At 51.2% G+C, this 16,642-nt stretch carries 14 protein-coding genes; 8 read left to right on the top strand and 6 right to left on the bottom strand.

The window, feature by feature from the left end; all coding sequences use genetic code 11:
• Window positions 1–118 precede the first annotated feature (118 nt).
• The 5 genes from ACKI3C_RS07275 to ACKI3C_RS07255 all read right to left on the bottom strand — a co-directional run bounded on the left by ACKI3C_RS07275 (window position 119) and on the right by ACKI3C_RS07255 (window position 4,630).
• Window positions 119–991 carry a hypothetical protein gene (locus tag ACKI3C_RS07275; RefSeq protein WP_407403548.1) on the bottom strand — a complete coding sequence of 291 codons (873 nt, stop codon included), beginning with the start codon at window positions 989–991 and terminating at the stop codon, window positions 119–121.
• Entirely contained in the window at window positions 978–1,745 is a 768-nt protein-coding gene (rsmI, locus tag ACKI3C_RS07270) for a 16S rRNA (cytidine(1402)-2'-O)-methyltransferase (RefSeq protein WP_407403546.1), read from the bottom strand. The genes ACKI3C_RS07275 and rsmI overlap by 14 nt, the downstream gene beginning before the upstream one ends.
• Before the next feature lie 9 nt (window positions 1,746–1,754).
• Window positions 1,755–2,504 carry a hypothetical protein gene (locus ACKI3C_RS07265; protein WP_407403544.1) on the bottom strand — a complete coding sequence of 250 codons (750 nt, stop codon included), beginning with the start codon at window positions 2,502–2,504 and terminating at the stop codon, window positions 1,755–1,757.
• A gap of 75 nt (window positions 2,505–2,579) precedes the next feature.
• Window positions 2,580–3,995: a D-alanyl-D-alanine carboxypeptidase/D-alanyl-D-alanine-endopeptidase gene (gene dacB / locus ACKI3C_RS07260; RefSeq protein WP_407403542.1), complete on the bottom strand. Its 1,416-nt coding sequence runs from the start codon at window positions 3,993–3,995 to the stop codon at window positions 2,580–2,582.
• A 14-nt stretch (window positions 3,996–4,009) separates the two neighbouring features.
• Window positions 4,010–4,630 carry an HD domain-containing protein gene (locus tag ACKI3C_RS07255; RefSeq protein WP_407403540.1) on the bottom strand — a complete coding sequence of 207 codons (621 nt, stop codon included), beginning with the start codon at window positions 4,628–4,630 and terminating at the stop codon, window positions 4,010–4,012.
• Between the two features lie 283 nt (window positions 4,631–4,913).
• Between ACKI3C_RS07255 and ACKI3C_RS07250 the strand changes: the two genes are divergently transcribed.
• The 8 genes from ACKI3C_RS07250 (at window position 4,914) to ACKI3C_RS07215 (ending at window position 13,797) form a co-directional block, all read left to right on the top strand.
• Window positions 4,914–6,926: a polysaccharide biosynthesis protein gene (locus ACKI3C_RS07250; RefSeq protein ID WP_407403538.1), complete on the top strand. Its 2,013-nt coding sequence runs from the start codon at window positions 4,914–4,916 to the stop codon at window positions 6,924–6,926.
• 70 nt (window positions 6,927–6,996) lie between these two features.
• Window positions 6,997–8,310: a metallophosphoesterase family protein gene (locus tag ACKI3C_RS07245; protein WP_407403536.1), complete on the top strand. Its 1,314-nt coding sequence runs from the start codon at window positions 6,997–6,999 to the stop codon at window positions 8,308–8,310.
• A 60-nt stretch (window positions 8,311–8,370) separates the two neighbouring features.
• Window positions 8,371–8,652 (top strand): hypothetical protein, encoded by a 282-nt coding sequence (locus ACKI3C_RS07240; protein WP_407403534.1) that lies wholly within the window; start codon window positions 8,371–8,373, stop codon window positions 8,650–8,652.
• On the top strand, window positions 8,619–8,852 hold the full coding sequence (locus tag ACKI3C_RS07235; RefSeq protein WP_407403532.1) for a hypothetical protein: 234 nt from the start codon (window positions 8,619–8,621) through the stop codon (window positions 8,850–8,852). Before ACKI3C_RS07240 ends, ACKI3C_RS07235 begins: the two co-directional genes overlap by 34 nt.
• Window positions 8,853–8,893: 41 nt before the next feature.
• Window positions 8,894–10,054 (top strand): PCMD domain-containing protein, encoded by a 1,161-nt coding sequence (locus tag ACKI3C_RS07230; RefSeq protein WP_407403530.1) that lies wholly within the window; start codon window positions 8,894–8,896, stop codon window positions 10,052–10,054.
• 22 nt (window positions 10,055–10,076) lie between these two features.
• Window positions 10,077–10,823: a porin family protein gene (locus tag ACKI3C_RS07225; protein ID WP_407403528.1), complete on the top strand. Its 747-nt coding sequence runs from the start codon at window positions 10,077–10,079 to the stop codon at window positions 10,821–10,823.
• 40 nt (window positions 10,824–10,863) lie between these two features.
• The gene (locus tag ACKI3C_RS07220) at window positions 10,864–13,218 is read left to right on the top strand and encodes a hypothetical protein (protein WP_407403526.1); all 2,355 of its coding nucleotides are present in this window, start codon (window positions 10,864–10,866) and stop codon (window positions 13,216–13,218) included.
• 24 nt (window positions 13,219–13,242) lie between these two features.
• Window positions 13,243–13,797 (top strand): calycin-like domain-containing protein, encoded by a 555-nt coding sequence (locus tag ACKI3C_RS07215; RefSeq protein ID WP_407403524.1) that lies wholly within the window; start codon window positions 13,243–13,245, stop codon window positions 13,795–13,797.
• A 109-nt stretch (window positions 13,798–13,906) separates the two neighbouring features.
• Here the strand turns inward: ACKI3C_RS07215 and ACKI3C_RS07210 are convergent, their stop codons facing one another.
• The gene (locus ACKI3C_RS07210) at window positions 13,907–16,528 is read right to left on the bottom strand and encodes a valine--tRNA ligase (RefSeq protein WP_407403522.1); all 2,622 of its coding nucleotides are present in this window, start codon (window positions 16,526–16,528) and stop codon (window positions 13,907–13,909) included.
• Window positions 16,529–16,642: the final 114 nt, after the last annotated feature.

Below are 16,642 nucleotides of genomic sequence, written 5' to 3'. Positions count from 1 at the left end.
GGACGGAGAGGGCAACCGCTAGAATGGGGTGCTTGGCTGGGCTGAAAATAGGGATGTAAAAAACGCCTCTCGTTGCGACGAGAGGCGTTGTGATTGTGTCGTGGGGGTGTGTTTCTCTTTAATTTACCTTCACGATGAGGTAATTAGAGAACTCCCAGAACTTGCTTGGATTGTTGATGTGCAGCACTTTGCCTGTGGCTCCTTCGCTCAGTGTGTAGGATCCGGCAGGGTGCTTTGACATTACTTCGGCCTTCTTGCTGTGAAGCTGGATGTCGTTTAATGTGCGCTTGTCGGCCTTGGTGAAGTAAGACTTCTCGAAGTCGCCTTCCATAATTTTGGTCTTGCGCAGGAAACCTGTCTCGATGATCTTGTGCTCTTTGAGCTCTTTCTTAGAACCTACCACATAGTAGCACACATTGAGTTCGTTGTTGAGACGCTCCGATTCTTCTTGTGCCTCTCTCTTCTCGCGCTTCACATTGGAGTTGACGGTGTTGAGCGAGTCAACGCGTGTGTTGAGCGTGTTGATTTCGATGTGTGCGGCCTGCAGTTGCTTGGTGAGGTCGTTGATGGTGATTTGTTGTGTTTCGAGTTGTTTCTTGAGACTCTCCACTGTTTTCTTCATCTCGGCAGAGAAGTTAGATGACTGGCTGAGTCGTTTCTCAAGGTCGGCCAGGCGTTTCTTTTTCAGCTCGATGTTTTGCTGAATGAGAAGGATGTCGTTGCGCAGCTGGCTCTTGCGGTCGGGGGTTTCTCCGTTGAGGTCGCGTGCGGTGACGATGCCTTCCATTTCCTTGATTTCGGTCATGCCGTCGGCAATGTCGTTCATCAGTGCCATGAGACTGTCTTTCTCGGCCATAGCGGTAGCAAGCGAGTCGCTGAGCTCGTTGTTGATTGACTCTTGGTCAGCCGAGTCTTGATCGTTGTTGTCGTGACACGAGGGTATGAGTGCCAGACAAGCGATTAACAGAGCGAAAAGTTTAATCTTCTTCATTGTTGTAGTTATTTTCGTTATTTGTTTTATTCTTGTTTTTAAAGTGAGCGTATTTGTCGATTTTGACCGTTGCTTTGGGTTCGCGTCCGGCAACTACGATCACTATTTCCCCGCGCGCGGCGTTATTTTCGAAGTGTTCGACGAGTTGAGCGAGGGTCCCGTTGTGGGTGGTGTTGTGCAGTTTTGAGATTTCTCTCACTACACTAGCCTCGCGGTCGGCGCCCATGACCTCGGCTAGCTGTTTGAGCGTCTTGACAAGTCGCATGGGTGACTCGTAGAAGATCATGGTGAGCGGCTGGTCTTTGAGTTCGTCCAGGCGTGTGGCGCGTCCTTTCTTGGGCGGAAGGAAGCCTTCAAAAATAAACCTCTCGCACGGCAGTCCAGAATTGACTAGTGCAGGGACGAAGGCCGTGGCACCTGGTAGTGTTTCCACCTCGATGCCCTTGCGTCGGCACTCACGGGAAAGCAGGAAACCGGGATCGCTGATTGCCGGGGTACCCGCATCGCTGACCAGGGCAATGACGCTGCCGCCCTCGAGCATGCCGATGATTCCCGGCAAGGTTTCGTGCTCGTTGAACTTGTGGTGGCTGCGCATGGGGGTCTCAATGCCGAAGTGCTTCATTATCACTGCACTGGTGCGTGTATCCTCGGCCAAGATGAGATGTGACTCCATGAGCACTTTCACGGCACGCGGAGTCATGTCGTCGAGATTGCCCACAGGGGTTGGGACTATGTATAATTTTCCGGCTGCCATTGCGGTGAATCAATCAAAAAGGTTGTGCACGATTTCCATGAAATAGGCCACGTCGTCGCTGTCGCGATTCCACCCCTTGACGTTGTAGAAGTAGTTTTCTACCTGTGCGGCGCTGTCCATGTGCATTACTGCATTGAGCGCATCGTTCATCTCCACCTCGTTGCCCTCGAAGAGTTCGCGGCGGAAGCGGTAGTAGTCGTTGATGGATAGCGACTTGCGCATATCGATGGCACGCCGGGGCGTGTCTTGTGGCTCGGGATTGAATACAGGTGGTTCAACAGATTCCTCCACGGGCTGCTGTGACTCTGAAACCTGGAAACTGAATGGCGATGACGGCATGTCGTCATCGTCTTGCTCTGACCTTTCCATGGGCTCCTCCTCGTCGGCAGCCTGTTCGGTATCTTCGTCATAGACAAACTCAAACGAGATGTCCTCGTCGGGCTCGCGGTCCTCAACGGGAACTTGTGCGGGCTCGTCCTCGAGGGGCAGAACCTCGTTCGCGGGTTCTGGCAGCTGCTCTGGTTCGGGTTCCACGGCAGTATGTTGTGCCACGGGGAGAGGCTCGTCAACAGGAGCAGCAGGCTCTTGCTGTGTGGCCTGGGCTGCAAATTGCTTGCACTGTTCGTTCAGGTCCTGTGCGGCCTTCTCGATGCGCTGATACACTAGCGAGGGTGTGTCCTTGCCGTGACGAGACACTACAAGTAGCAGTCCCTCAATCTCATACACATTGGTAAGCAGAGATGCGATGTTATTGTTCATAGCCATGCTTTTTAAATAAAGTGCAAGTTTACAATTATTTTTTGAGTTGGGCAAACTTTTTGCGCGAAAGTTGCATTATTTGCCTAATAAAGCGCCTATGAGCATGCGGTCCATGTTGTTTTTGAGCGTAGCTCTGGAGCAAGTGTAGTTACCGGCAAGTATCGCCCACACGATAGTCGGGTTCTCGGCAGGGTAGTACCCCACGAAGCACTGCACGTCGCTCATGCTGCCGCTTTTGAGCGAGAGGTCGTCGGCGAGTGGGGTGGAAGGCAAGATGTTGCCTATACGTTTCTTGGCACGAGGCATGAGGTCGGTGAGGCGTTTGTCGTTGTATCGCTTGTCGGCCACGGTGCGAAGCATGTCGCAGAACAGGTGCACCGATGAGCGGTTGACGCGTGCCAGTCCGCTGCCGTCGCGCATGAAAAGAGACTCGGTGTCGATTCCCATTCCCTTGAAGATGCGTTTCACCTCGTTGACCCCCGACTGGTCGAGGTCGCCGTTGTTGCGCACGGCAATGGCGCGCAGCAGGGCGTGGGTGAACATGTTGTCGCTACGGTCGAGCAGAGAGGTGACGATGTCGGTGAGTTCGGGCGAGAAGTGCTCGGCAATGAGGGTTGTCTCCCACTTGTCGGGACGCAGGTTGTCCTTGTTCTCTACTGTTATGCCGTTAGTGTTGAGAGCAGTCTCGATGTCCATCACCAGCAATGCGTCGGGGCGAGGATTAGCCACAATCCAGCTGTGTCGTCCCTTGCCTTTGCCCGATGCGGTCTCGCCGTTGAGCACTAGCGAGTTGCTGCCATATTCCAGGGTGGGCCACACGCTCTTGCGGGCGGCAGGGCGGGTGTTGTCTATGTAGGCCAGTCCCGGTACGTCGGGCACAAAGTGGCCGCCGAAGATGCGTCCCTTGGCATCGATGTTGAAGTTGAAGCGAATGGTGTTGTCGCGGTAGTTGATGGGGAACACGCCCGCGCCATAGTCTTGTGCCAGATCGCCCACGTCCCACCAGTCGCTGTGGTAGGGGGTGGGGTAGAGGCTCATGTCGGTGAGTATTTTTCCCTCAATCACCTTGATGCCAAGTTTTTTCAGTCCGTCGGCAATCTCGTTGGGCATGCTTGGAATGCCCTTGATGAACCCGGTGCCGAGGGTGGGGTCACCGCTGCCCACGATCACCACATTGCCAGTGAGGGTGTCGCCGTGAATCTTGCCCACGGCATTCACTTTGGTGCAGAAGCGGTGTTTGCCACCCAGTTTTTCGAGCGCAGCGACCGATGTGATTGTCTTCATTGTGGAAGCTGTGACAACCGATAGTTCGGGATTGGCAGCAGCAATGACTTTCCCCGAGTCGATGGTCATGAACATCACGCCCACCGAGGCGTGTTTCATCGACGGGTCGCTAACGAACCGATCGACGGCTTGCTGCGGTGTGATTGATTGCGCCACAGCCGTTAGTACTATGGCAATAAGGGAGAGTGTTATTGTAATTCTTCTCATAAGATGCTATGCTTTTACAGTTCGCGTTCAAAGATGTTGGCAGCCATGCCGTCGGCTAGTTGCAGCAGGGCAACTAGGGGGTATTTGTCACGAGCCGTGTTGATATTGTTTTTTGCCTCGGGGCTTTGGAATGCGAGGTCCCAAGCGGTCATGTGCCAGCGAATGGCGATGAGTTCTTCCTCGTAGATTTCAAATCCGCTCCACAGCGCCATGATGGCTGATTTTTCTCCATGGCCTAGCGGGAGGTTACTGTAATCCACGTCCCATCCGGGGACTTCTTCCCACAGTCCAAATGCACCCTTGACTTTCTTAGTGACGGGTTTGTAGATATCACTCTTGTTGATGTCGTGCAGTAGTGCGGCCACGATGACGCTCTCGCGAGTGAGGCTTGCCGCGAGGTCGGGGCGTTGTGCCAGGGCGATGTCGCGCAGTTTGAGAGCTGCGTCGCAAGTGTTGAGCGAGTGCTGGCAGCATCCTCCCTCCTCGCTCAAATGGAAGCGAGTGCTTGCCGGTGCCTTGAAGAAGTCGTTCTTGCCGTCTTCAAGATAGTCGATGAGGTCGTCCACGCCTTCGCGTCCGGTAGATTTCAGTAACTCGATAAACCGTTCTTTATTAGCTTGAATATCAATGCTCATGTTTGTTTCTTGTTGATGTGTTGTAAAAAAGCATTCTAGCGTGCATGCTGCTAGTGTGCTTGGAGTTGTGATTTGTGGTGCAAAGGTAATCAAAATCTCGAAATAAATTTTAGTAAAACGATTTCAAAGTTTTTTCAGATGATTTTTTTTTTGCTTGAAATTTTTAAAAATTGTATATTTTTTTGTATTTTTGTGCGATAATGGAAAATTTATTTCTCGGTGAGGTCCTGTGGGGTCTGTACTGGGGTTATTAATTTGAAGATTCACTTATTTTTAGAATACAATGGCAGAAGGTGTTTTTAACCGATTGAGTAATTCGTGGCTCGTGAAATGGTTCAAGAGCCAGACTACGCCTCGATGGATTATATTACTCATAGACTTGTTTATTGTAACGGCGAGTTATGCCATAGTTGAAATGAAAGACATCTATGGCGATCCGCAATCTTATTCGATAGGTTATCTGGCTACATGCTGGGCAGCGATATTGTCGGTATATTTCGTTGTAATCTATCTGAGCAAGAGCTACACTTGCGTGATACGCTTGTCGGTGATAGAGGACTTGTACCGCACGTTCATGGTGGTGTGTGCCTCCACATGCGTCCTGATAGTGCTCAACCTCGTTTGCTACTTTGCTACATCGGGAGTGCGTCACTATGGTTTCTGGAACTTATTTGTCATCGCCATCGAGACATTCTCGATAATGATGATAGAGCGCCTTTTTATCAAGTACTTCTATATGCGCATCACGGCTGCGTCAAACACTAGCCGCAAGCGTGTGCTCGTGCTGGGCACGTCGCTCAACTCGCTCATTCTTGCCAATGCTCTCAAGAATGAAATCAATGGTAAGTTTGAGCCTGTGGGACTGCTGAGCACAAAAACCACTCCAGGAGTGACAGAGGTGAACGGTTTCAAAATCTACTATTATGACCCCGAGACAGTAGCCAACCTCTTTGTAGAACATGGCATCTATGCGCTTATTTTTAACGACAGCCGCCGTGAGGTGATGCGTAATGGAATGGCGGATGTGTTTATTGACAACAACATTGCGTTGCTGGCACTCAATAGAGTTGAGGAATTTGAACTTGATGACGATAAGGACAAGGGTAATATTTCGACATTTGTCAAAGAAGTTGAGATTGAGGACTTGCTGGGACGCGAGCCCATCGTGCTGAACAACTCGCTTGTGAGCACCAACGTGCGTGGCACATGTGTCCTCATTACAGGAGCTTGCGGCTCTATCGGCAGTGAGATTGTGCGCCAGCTCGCCACCTATCAGGCAAGCCGCATTGTGCTCGTTGACCAGGCCGAGACTCCCATGCACGACCTTGCGCTTGAAATGAAACGCAACTTCCCCGACGCCGAGGTAGTGCTCTTCATGGGCGATGTGCAGAACCGTGAGCGCATGGAAGTGGCATTTGAGAAATACAAGCCCAAATTTGTGTTCCATGCTGCTGCCTACAAGCATGTGCCCATGATGGAAATTAACCCCACCGAGGCTATTCTCACCAACGTGATGGGTACGCGCAACGTTGCCGACCTCGCTCTCAAGCATGGGGCATATAAGTTTGTGATGGTATCGACCGACAAGGCTGTGAATCCCACAAACATCATGGGATGTACCAAGCGCCTTGCCGAGATTTACTGCCAGTCGCTCTTTTTCAATGCAGCCAAGCGTGGCATGACCACCCAGTTCATCACCACTCGATTTGGCAATGTGCTGGGCAGCAACGGCTCGGTAATTCCCTTGTTCCGCAAGCAGATAGAACGTGGCGGCCCTGTGACCGTGACGCACAAGGACATCATACGCTACTTTATGACCATCCCCGAGGCCTGCTCGCTCGTGCTTGAGGCAGGATGTATGGGTAGCGGAGGCGAGATATACATCTTCGACATGGGTTCGCCTGTGAAAATCTATGACCTCGCAGTGCGCATGATTTCGCTTGCTGGATTCAAGCCCAATGTTGACATCAAGATAGAAGAGGTGGGCTTGCGTCCCGGTGAGAAACTCTATGAGGAATTGCTCAACGACAAGGAGAAGACCACTGCCACAGTCAACAAGAAGATCATGATAGCGAAGGTGCGTACCTACGACTACCGCACCGTGTGCGAGAACATAGAACTCATTATTGATAACGCTCTTACAGGCAATGTGCACGACATGGTCTATGCCATGAAGAAGTTCGTTCCCGAATACAAGAGCAACCAGAGCGAGGAGTTTGAACGCATCGACAGGGAAATCGCCGAGCAGAAGCTCCAAGAAACCGAGAACACTCCCGAAACCGAAAAGTATTATTGATGCCATCGGGCGCGTTAAAGAACGCAAGTTCCGCAAGGCTACCCAGGGAATGTCGGGGCTAGATAATTGTATGAAAAAACTTATAGTGATATTGATGAGCATTGCATCGTGTGTGGCTGTGTGGGCAGCCCCCCGCACGGTTGTTGTGCTTAGCGACTTGCATGTCGTGGCTCCAGATAAAGCAGCGACCATGACAATAGGGGCGGGTGAGCGCAAGATGCTCAAACACAGCGCACTCATCCTTGAAACCGTGGTGGATAGCATCATTGCCCGGCATGATGGAAGCTGCGTGCTCGTGACAGGCGATCTCACTGATCGCGGCGACCGAGACAGCCACAACTATGTAGCGGCGCAGCTCAAGCGGCTCCATGATGCAGGTCACCAGTGCTATGTGATTCCTGGCAACCATGACTGCCTGGGTGACGTGAGTGCAAGCGATTTTGCTACAATATATGCCGGTTTCGGTTACGGCAACGAATCGAGACGCGACGAGTATTCATTAAGTTATGTGACCGACTTGCTTCCTGGCGTGACATTGCTGGCTATCGACAGCAACGGCGACAGCGCCAGCAACATTGCATGGGCCGCAGGCGAGGCGATAGAGGCTGGCAAGCGCGGCAACAAGACGGTTGCGATGATGCACCATCACCTAGTGCCGCATTTCATCAAGGAGGAGCAGGTGCTGCCCACTTCGGTTGTGGATTGCAGCGATGCCGCACGTCAGCAACTCATCGACGCGGGAGTACACCTCGTGCTCACCGGGCACACTCACATACACGATGCCGCGGTGGCATATAACGAGGTGCACAGCGACTCGCTCATAGAGATGTGCACAGGCGCGCTGGCAGGTTACCCGCTGCCTTATCGCGTGCTGGAAATAGTTGACGGCCAGGTACATGCCACGACTCGCTATGTCACAGCGGTCAAAGGCGAGGATAACATGTTGCAACTGTCGAGGGAACGCATTGAACAGAGTGTGCAGGAACTTGTGGAAGCACGAGGACGCAAACTGTGGGGCAGCATCGAGGGTAAGGTCGCCCAGCATCCGCTGGCTAGCCGTTTCCTTGCCGTGGAGCCCACTTGGGAAAATATTGAACCATTGCTAAAAGGACTCAAATCGGATGTCCAGAAGGCTTATCTTGTTGTCAGCGAAGGAAATGAACCGCACAACGACGTGAGTCGCATGATTCAGGAAAATCTTCGTGAGGAGATTATGAGCGTGATTCGTGGCATTGTGAAGCCGGAATATCACGAGGCGGTTGTGGAGATGATAATGCCCGAGGTTGAGACTCGTCTCGCACCAATCATAGATGCCGTGTTAGGCGATCTTAATCCTTCTTCGACGGTTCCTGTTGATGATTGCGTGCTTACCATAAAATTGTAAAGTCCTATGCGTGTAATTTACAATAACTGGTTTCCGTTTGGCACTTATCGGGCGATAAATATGCTAGGTGTAATCTTTGCCAAACGCAAGTATGGCAAGCTGAATAAAACCGTGTTAAACCATGAGTATATACATTCAATGCAGCAGCGAGAGATGCTCTTTGTGTTCTTCTACTTGTGGTATGTCATGGAATGGCTGGTAAAGCTGTGCAAATACCGCAATACAACTGCGGCTTATTACAATATCAGTTTCGAGCGCGAAGCCTATGCCCAGCAGCGTGATCTCAACTACGACAAGCATCGTCCCCTATGGGCATGGACCAAGTATGTGAGAAGGCGATAGCCGTTATAGCCGTTATAGCCGTTATAGATTTTATAGCCGTTATAGCCGTTATAGCCGTTATAGATTTTATAGTCGTTATAGCCGTTATAGATTTTATAGCCGTTATAGCCGTTATAGCCGTTATAGCCGTTATAGATTTTATAGCATTTATTGGTAAAATACGCTTTTTACACATAAATTATATAGAAATTGAAAAATAATTTGTACCTTTGTCCCTAATTTGGTAAAAAAGGTTTTTTAGATGAATAAAATTGTAATGTGTGCATTGGCAGTAGCTGCCATGTTTTCATTAAACTCTTGCTTCAAGGACGAACCCTTGAATGCGGAGTGCGATATTGATAAGATGACCCTGCATGTGGCATCGCCCGAGAATGTGTTTTTCCAACTTTCTGACACGGTAAAGGATGTGGCTTATAGCGACACCGTGATGTCAATCACCGTGCGTGCCGGTGCCGACGTGAGTGCCGTGACTCCAACATTTGAAATCACTCCTGGCGCAACCATTAGTCCTGCTAGCGGCGTGACACAAGATTTCTCGCAAGGTCCTGTTGTCTATACCGTTACCTCGCAAGATGGAAAATGGAGCCGCCGTTACACTATCTCGTTAGTGCCAGAGATTATCGTGGTCACTAACGACACTATCAAGTATGACTTTGAGCATTTCGAGCTCGAGCCTTCTTCAAAGAAGTACTACATCTGGCACAATGTGCTCGACGACGGATCGCTGGGCAACGACTGGGCAAGCGGCAATGCCGGATTCCAGCTCAGCATGGGGTCGGCAACACCCGAGCAATATCCTTCGGTTCCCTGTGATGAAGGCATTGATGGCGGTCACTGCGTTAAGCTTACCACTAGGGACACAGGCCAGTTCGGCATCATGGTGAACAAGCGCATTGCTGCCGGCAACTTCTTCCTGGGCGAGTTTGAAGTGAAGGTTGCGTTGCTTGATGCTATGAAGGCAACCCGTTTCGGCAAGCCGTTCACTCACAAGCCTCTCAAGTTTACGGGATACTACAAGTATGCACCTGGTCCTAAGTATATCAACAAGCAGGGCAAGGAGGTTGCAGGAATGGTAGATAACGGTTCAATCTATGCCGTGCTCTACCGCAATCATGATGCCGAAGGTAATCCTGTAATTCTCTATGGCGATGATGTGCAGACCAATCCCAACATCGTGGCAATGGCCAAGGTGAGAGACCTGCATGCCACTGGCGAGTGGGTAGAATGGGATCTTGACTTTGACTATGAGGGACGAGAGATAGACATGAATCTGCTCAAGGATCGTGGCTATAACCTCGCAGTTGTGTTCTCATCGAGCGTCAACGGCGACATCTTTGAGGGAGCCGTAGGCAGCCAGCTCATGGTTGACAAGGTGCGAGTGATATGCTCTCATGAGGATTAATGAACAGTAAAAGAAGAGAACAATGAAAAAGATAATACTAGCAATAGCAGTGGCTCTAACCTCGCTCAGCGTGGGAGCCATGGATCTTATTACAAACGCCGATATAAATGTGCGTTTGGGTTATGGAATAGGCGGTACAATGCCTCTGGGCATGCCTGCCACTATCCGTCACCTCAACTCATACAAGATGCAGTTTAATCCCTCGTTGGGCATCGACGTGGCCTATCCTGTTTACAGAAACTGGAGCATCATGGCGGGCTTGCAACTTGAGAACAAAGGTATGGACGAGGATGCACAGGTGAAGAACTACAAGATGGAAATCACCCGTGGCGGTCAGACGCTTGCGGGCGTGTTCACAGGCGACGTGACCACAAAGGTTACCGAGTGGATGCTCACCTTGCCCGTGCAGGCAGTGTTCCACTACAAGAAGGTGAATTTCAAGTTCGGTCCCTACGTTTCTTACGTGGGCAACCGCGATTTCAGCGGCTGGGCTCACAACGGACACCTGCGTGTCGATGACCCCACCGGCCCCAAGGTGTTGCTGGGCGAGGGCAAGGACGAGCGCGGAGAGTATGATTTCACAAGCAGCATGCGACGCATGCAGGTGGGCGTTGACCTGGGTGTTGACTACCACTTCGATAACCGCTTCGGCGCATTCTTCGACCTCGCATGGGGTATGAGCCAGTTGCACAAGACTGACTTCCACACCATCGAGCAGACGCTTTACCCTATCTATGGCAAGGTGGGACTGACCTATAGATTGAAGTAATTAAACCCATAAACGAATTTAGAAAAAAAATATTGAGAAAATGAAAAAGTTATTTGCTATTTTAGCGGTTGCCATGTGCGCGCTGGCTGCGACAGCCAACACATACACAGGCACGCTTCAGATTTCGACTAACGGAACGGCTGCCGGTGAAGGCAGTATTGATCTCAACATTGGTTCAAGCGATGGTGTAAACTACACCTTGGGCATGGACAATGTCACTTATGTGAAGGCAGGTGAGCAAGTGACGCTGGGCGACATCATTGTCACCGACGTGAAAAGGACCAGCAGCAACGGCAAGACCACAGCTATCTGCTATGATGGCAACGTGACAGTTGGCGGCCAGCAGGTGCCTGGTTATTTCCTGGCGCGTTTTACCGACGGCTACGCTGCCCTTGACATGACGTTCGCTAGCGGTGGCGACCAGTTCAACATTCACTTTGAGAACATGGGCAAGGCGTTCCAGATTCTTAACAGTGACTTCGAGACTTGGACAGCATCAAGTGGCGAGGCTGTAAACTGGCACGGCTTCAAGAGTGCAACTGGTTCACTGGCACCCGCTGCTTCAAGCACATTTGCTAAAAGCACCGATGTGCGTGAGGGGGCAGTGGGACAATATAGTGCGGTTGCCACTTCTAATTCTGTGTTTGGCGTCGTTGCCAATGGCACAATGACAAATGGTCAGCTCAATGCTGGTAACATGAGTGCAGCCAATACTTCTAACCACAGCCACATGGACAAGGCATCAGATGCCAAGGACTATGATGGCAATCCATTCTATACACCCGTTCTTGCCCAGCCCGATGCTATCAATGTGTGGATGAAGTTCTCGCAGGGTACGGCTAATAAAAATTATCCCTATTGCACAATCAGCGCTATCGTATATGATGATACAAGCACAGAGGGTGTGACTTATTACCAAGACCCCGAGAACAAGACCTATGCTAATGTTGTAGCACGTGCCAAAAAGAGTGATATCGTGGTGAGTGGATGGACTCAATACAAGATACCTTTCGCTTTTGAGGCTAAAACTGATGCTAACAAGAGTTCAGATGCTATCCTCGTTACAATATCAACCAATGCAACCCCTGGTAAGGGCTCAAAGGGTGACAAAGTATTTGTTGATGACCTTGAACTCGTGTATAATGCTGAGATTAGCGCCATCTCGTTCAAGGGTCAGCAACTCCCTGTAGCTGACCAAACTCTCCCTGCTGTAGAGACTGCTCCCACTGCCGAGGATTTTGTTGTTGAATATAGCGGTGCCAGCGCACTGACCGGTGTGGAGATTGTTGAGAAAGACGAGCTTTATCTGGCATATGTGTTCGCTACATCGGGCGACCTCGCGACAACTCAGGTATATACCATCACAATTCCCAAGGATGTAGCCGCACCCAGCGTGAAGTCTATCACCGTGAAGGGAGTGCCCGTTGATCTCGTGGAAGGAGTGTATGAGTATAACCTCACAACCAGTGTAGAACTCAATTCGGAGGATTTTGCTGTAGAGTTTGAGAATGCCGACAACTATGCTACTGGCACAACGTTTGAGCAGGATGGCAACGTGTATATATTCAAGGCAACCATCGACAAGACTAGTGGCGAGAATGTTGTCACTTACACTGTCAATGTGACCTATGAGCTTCCTGCACAGAGCATCGCTGAGATTCTTGCTAGTGCTGAAGAAGGCGATAAAGTGAACGTTGAAAAACTCTATGTGGTAGCCGGTATCCCCTATGGCGATCGCACAGGCGGAAAGGTATATGCGACCGATGGCAACGACAACTGGGTGGCACTTGACTGCAACGAGAACAATTATGGCTTGTTTGTCGAGGGAGGTGCACTCGTCGGAGCAAAGGGTGTAGTGGGAAATCTTGACACCAATCCCTATATTTTTGTTCAAGACTTTGACGATTTTGTTACTGACACACGCTTCAGCGCATTCACTACTATCGACATGTCTCATCACTTCCTTGCTAAGCCTAATGGCGTGTATCGCGTGAGCGGTTACATTGATGCCAACGGCCGCCTGCGTGCTTATAGCAACCTCCGCGGTCAGGCCCTCACCATCGATACTGACTATCTGCACGGCACAGTTCTTGAGACAGGCAAGAGTTACACAATGCTTGCAGTGTTCACTATCAACGAGGCTTGGGACGAGAGTTCAAATGCACCTCTCAAGGTCGCTCCTGGCGATGAACTCTTCTTTGACAACTACACTATCCTTCCTTTGACCGTGAGCGTGGCAACAGCAGTCAGCGACCTCAATGCAGAGCAGCAAGTGGTGGGTACACGCACCTACAACGTTGCTGGTGTTGAGACCGACGGTTTGAAGACCGGTGTCAACATCGTGGTTAAGACCATGAGCGACGGCAAGGTTCAAGTGGAAAAAGTAATTAAGTAAACAATATTTTAATTTATTAAAACTATGAAGAAAGTTTTTGTAATGCTCGCTGCAGCTGCATGTTCTATTGCAGCTATGGCAACCGAGTACACAGGCAAGCTCACTGTTACCATCAATGGTATTAGTTCGGAGCAGGAGACTACCATCTCAATCAATGAGGAAACTGGCAAGTATAACCTTGACCTGAATAACTTCATTCTCGTGAGCGAGGAGACAACAATGGGTGTGGGTAATATCAACCTTCACGGCATTGAGGCCACCAGCGCTTACGGCTTAGACAACATCAAGTTCAACGGCAACGTGCAGATTGCTGAGGGCGACCTCGAGGGCGTCGAGTTCTGGATGGGTCCGTTCCTGGGTGATGTTCCTTGCGTGATGAATGCCGATTTCAACGCTACAGCTTTGAATGTTCACATCGACATCGACATGATGGAGACAGCTCTTGAGCAGATGATCCTGGTGGACTTCTTCGGCGTGGCTCCTTCTACTCCCGCTAAACCCGATACTGATGTCAATGGTGACGGCGTTACCGATATAACTGACTCAAATATCGTGATCAACAAGATTTTGAGCAACTGATACCTTGGTAATCGTTGAAAAAAATCATCCCCGCTGCATTCGCAGTGGGGATGATTTTTTTTCTAGATTTTCTAGATTTTCTAGATTTTCTAGATGTGTTAATTCCTTGTTATTTCTTGAGTGCTTTGAGTGCCTCTTGGATTGTGGCGATTTTGCTCTGGGCGTCGGCTTGTTTCTTGCGTTCGCCAGCTACTACAGCCTCGGGTGCGTTGTTGACGAAACGCTCGTTGCTCAGTTTCTTCTCAACTGAAGCGAGGAAGCCTTGGGTATATTTGAGCTCGGCCTCGAGTTTCGCGATTTCCTCCTCAACGTTGATGCTGCTGCCCAGGGGCACTGCAAACTCGGTTGTGCCCACGAGGAACGATGCCGCAGTGGCATCCTTGGTCTCCACGCTGTCGATAGCTTCAAGTCCTGCGAGCTTAGCGATGATGCTCTTGCAGGGGTTGGCGAACTCGCCCACTACTTGCAGGCTCAGGGTCTCCTTGTTGGGGATGTTCTTTGACTTGCGCACGTTGCGCACGCCAGTCACGATTTCCTTGGCCTCGGCAACTGCCTTGAGCAACTCGGCATTGGGCTCGCCAGCTTCGGGCATGCGTGCATACATGATGCTCTCGCCGTCCTTGCGGTCGCTGATGTTCTGCCACAGTTCTTCGGTGATGAAGGGCATGAAGGGGTGCAGCATGCGCAGCAGGCTGTCGAAGAAGCCCATTGTTGCTTCAAGAGTCTTGCGGTCGATGGGCTGCTGGTAGGCAGGCTTGATGGTTTCGAGATACCATGCCGAGAATTCTTCCCAGAACAGGCGGTAAACAGCCATCAGGGCTTCGCTCAGGCGGAACTTGGAGAAGAGGTCCTTGACTTCGGCCAGAGTGCTGTCGAGCACGCTCTGGAACCATGCCACTGCCAGGCGGCTGTGCTCTGGCTGCTCGATGTCGGCTACCTCCCAGCCCTTAACCAGGCGGAATGCGTTCCATATCTTGTTGTTGAAGTTACGTCCTTGCTCGCACAGTGCGTCATCATAGAGGATGTCGTTGCCGGCGGGAGCTGCAAGCATGAGACCCATGCGCACGCCATCGGCACCGAAGCGGTCGATGAGTTCCAGAGGATCGGGCGAGTTACCCAGTGACTTAGACATCTTGCGTCCCAACTTGTCGCGCACGATACCAGTGAAATACACGTTCTTGAAGGGCATTTCGCCTATGTACTCATATCCGGCGATGATCATGCGTGCTACCCAGAAGAAGATGATGTCGGGGCCAGTCACGAGGTCGGTTGTGGGATAGTAGTATTTCATCTCCTCGTTGCCGGGGTTGTTGATACCGTCAAAGAGTGAGATGGGCCACAGCCATGAGCTGAACCAAGTGTCGAGGCAGTCCTCGTCTTGACGCAGGTCGGCAGCGGTGAGAGCAGCGTTGCCAGTCTTCTCGCGAGCCATTTCCACAGCCTGCTCGATGCTTTCGGCCACTACATATCCGCCCTGGGGCAGGAAGTAGGCAGGGATGCGGTGTCCCCACCACAGCTGTCGGCTGATGCACCAGTCCTTAGTGTCGGTCATCCAGTGACGGTAAGTATTCTTGAACTTTGCGGGGTGGAACTTGATGTCGTCGTCCATCACAGCCTTGAGGGCGGGTTTCACGAGGTCGGTCATCTTGAGGAACCACTGCATCGAGAGCTTGGGCTCGATAGCGACGCTTGTGCGCTCGCTGTAACCCACCTTGTTCTCGTAGGCCTCAACTTTCTCGAGCAACCCTGCGGCTTCGAGGTCTTTCTCAATCTGCTTGCGCACGTCGAATCGATCCATGCCCACATACATACCGGCAGCCTCGCTGAGCGTGCCGTTGTCGTTGAAGATGTCGATGCTCTGCAATCCATATTTCTCGCCCAGCATGTAGTCGTTGGGGTCGTGTGCGGGAGTTACCTTGAGGCAACCGGTACCGAACTCGATATCCACATACTCATCCTCAATCACGGGTATCTCGCGGCCCACGAGAGGCACGATCACCTTCTTGCCGCGCAGGTGCTGGTTCTTGGGGTCATTGGGGTTGATGCACATTGCGGTGTCGCCCATGATGGTCTCGGGACGTGTTGTAGCCACGATAGCATATCCGTCCTCACCCACGATCTTGTAGCGCAGGTAGAACAGCTTGCTGTGCTCCTCCTTATATACAACCTCCTCGTCGCTGAGCGCGGTGAGAGCCTTGGGGTCCCAGTTCACCATGCGCACACCGCGGTAGATGAGCCCCTTGTTGTATAGGTCAACGAAAACCTTGAGCACGCTCTCGCTGCGCACCTCGTCCATGGTGAAGGATGTGCGGCTCCAGTCGCAAGATGCGCCCACCTTGCGCAACTGCTGCAAGATGATGCCGCCGTGCTCGTGAGTCCAGTCCCAAGCATGCTTCAGGAACTCGTCGCGTGTGAGGTCGGTCTTTTTGATGCCCTGTTGAGCCAGGCGGTTCACCACCTTGGCCTCGGTAGCAATCGATGCGTGGTCGGTGCCGGGTACCCACAGCGCGTTCTTGCCCTCCATGCGTGCGCGGCGCACGAGGATGTCCTGTATGGTCTCGTTGAGCATGTGGCCCATGTGCAGCACACCGGTCACATTGGGTGGCGGAATAACGATAGTGTAGGGTTCACGCTCATCGGGGGTAGATTTGAACAAGTCATGCTCCTCCCAGTACTTGTACCATTTGTCCTCGACCGCTTTAGGGTCGTATACAGTAGCTAATGTGTTCATATAAATGTTTTAATGTTACGTTTTCAACCTACAAAGATAGTGATTTTTAGCCACAGATTAAACAGAATAGTAAGATTTTTTGTTTTCTGAAATCAAAATAGCCGGATTTCTGTT

Origin of the sequence: Sodaliphilus sp. (assembly GCF_045598405.1) — a bacterium.
GTDB lineage: Bacteria > Bacteroidota > Bacteroidia > Bacteroidales > Muribaculaceae > Sodaliphilus > Sodaliphilus limicaballi.
Note: the sequence above shows the minus strand (reverse complement) of the source record. Positions and strands in the feature narration are given on the sequence as shown.

Bases quoted from the DNA above. Each gene is read 5' to 3' on its own strand.
- ACKI3C_RS07275 (WP_407403548.1), bottom strand. From the start codon at position 991: ATGAAGAAGATTAAACTTTTCGCTCTGTTAATCGCTTGTCTGGCACTC.
- rsmI (WP_407403546.1), bottom strand. From the start codon at position 1,745: ATGGCAGCCGGAAAATTATACATAGTCCCAACCCCTGTGGGCAATCTC.
- ACKI3C_RS07265 (WP_407403544.1), bottom strand. From the start codon at position 2,504: ATGAACAATAACATCGCATCTCTGCTTACCAATGTGTATGAGATTGAG.
- dacB (WP_407403542.1), bottom strand. From the start codon at position 3,995: ATGAGAAGAATTACAATAACACTCTCCCTTATTGCCATAGTACTAACG.
- ACKI3C_RS07255 (WP_407403540.1), bottom strand. From the start codon at position 4,630: ATGAGCATTGATATTCAAGCTAATAAAGAACGGTTTATCGAGTTACTG.
- ACKI3C_RS07250 (WP_407403538.1), top strand. From the start codon at position 4,914: ATGGCAGAAGGTGTTTTTAACCGATTGAGTAATTCGTGGCTCGTGAAA.
- ACKI3C_RS07245 (WP_407403536.1), top strand. From the start codon at position 6,997: ATGAAAAAACTTATAGTGATATTGATGAGCATTGCATCGTGTGTGGCT.
- ACKI3C_RS07240 (WP_407403534.1), top strand. From the start codon at position 8,371: ATGCTAGGTGTAATCTTTGCCAAACGCAAGTATGGCAAGCTGAATAAA.
- ACKI3C_RS07235 (WP_407403532.1), top strand. From the start codon at position 8,619: ATGGGCATGGACCAAGTATGTGAGAAGGCGATAGCCGTTATAGCCGTT.
- ACKI3C_RS07230 (WP_407403530.1), top strand. From the start codon at position 8,894: ATGAATAAAATTGTAATGTGTGCATTGGCAGTAGCTGCCATGTTTTCA.
- ACKI3C_RS07225 (WP_407403528.1), top strand. From the start codon at position 10,077: ATGAAAAAGATAATACTAGCAATAGCAGTGGCTCTAACCTCGCTCAGC.
- ACKI3C_RS07220 (WP_407403526.1), top strand. From the start codon at position 10,864: ATGAAAAAGTTATTTGCTATTTTAGCGGTTGCCATGTGCGCGCTGGCT.
- ACKI3C_RS07215 (WP_407403524.1), top strand. From the start codon at position 13,243: ATGAAGAAAGTTTTTGTAATGCTCGCTGCAGCTGCATGTTCTATTGCA.
- ACKI3C_RS07210 (WP_407403522.1), bottom strand. From the start codon at position 16,528: ATGAACACATTAGCTACTGTATACGACCCTAAAGCGGTCGAGGACAAA.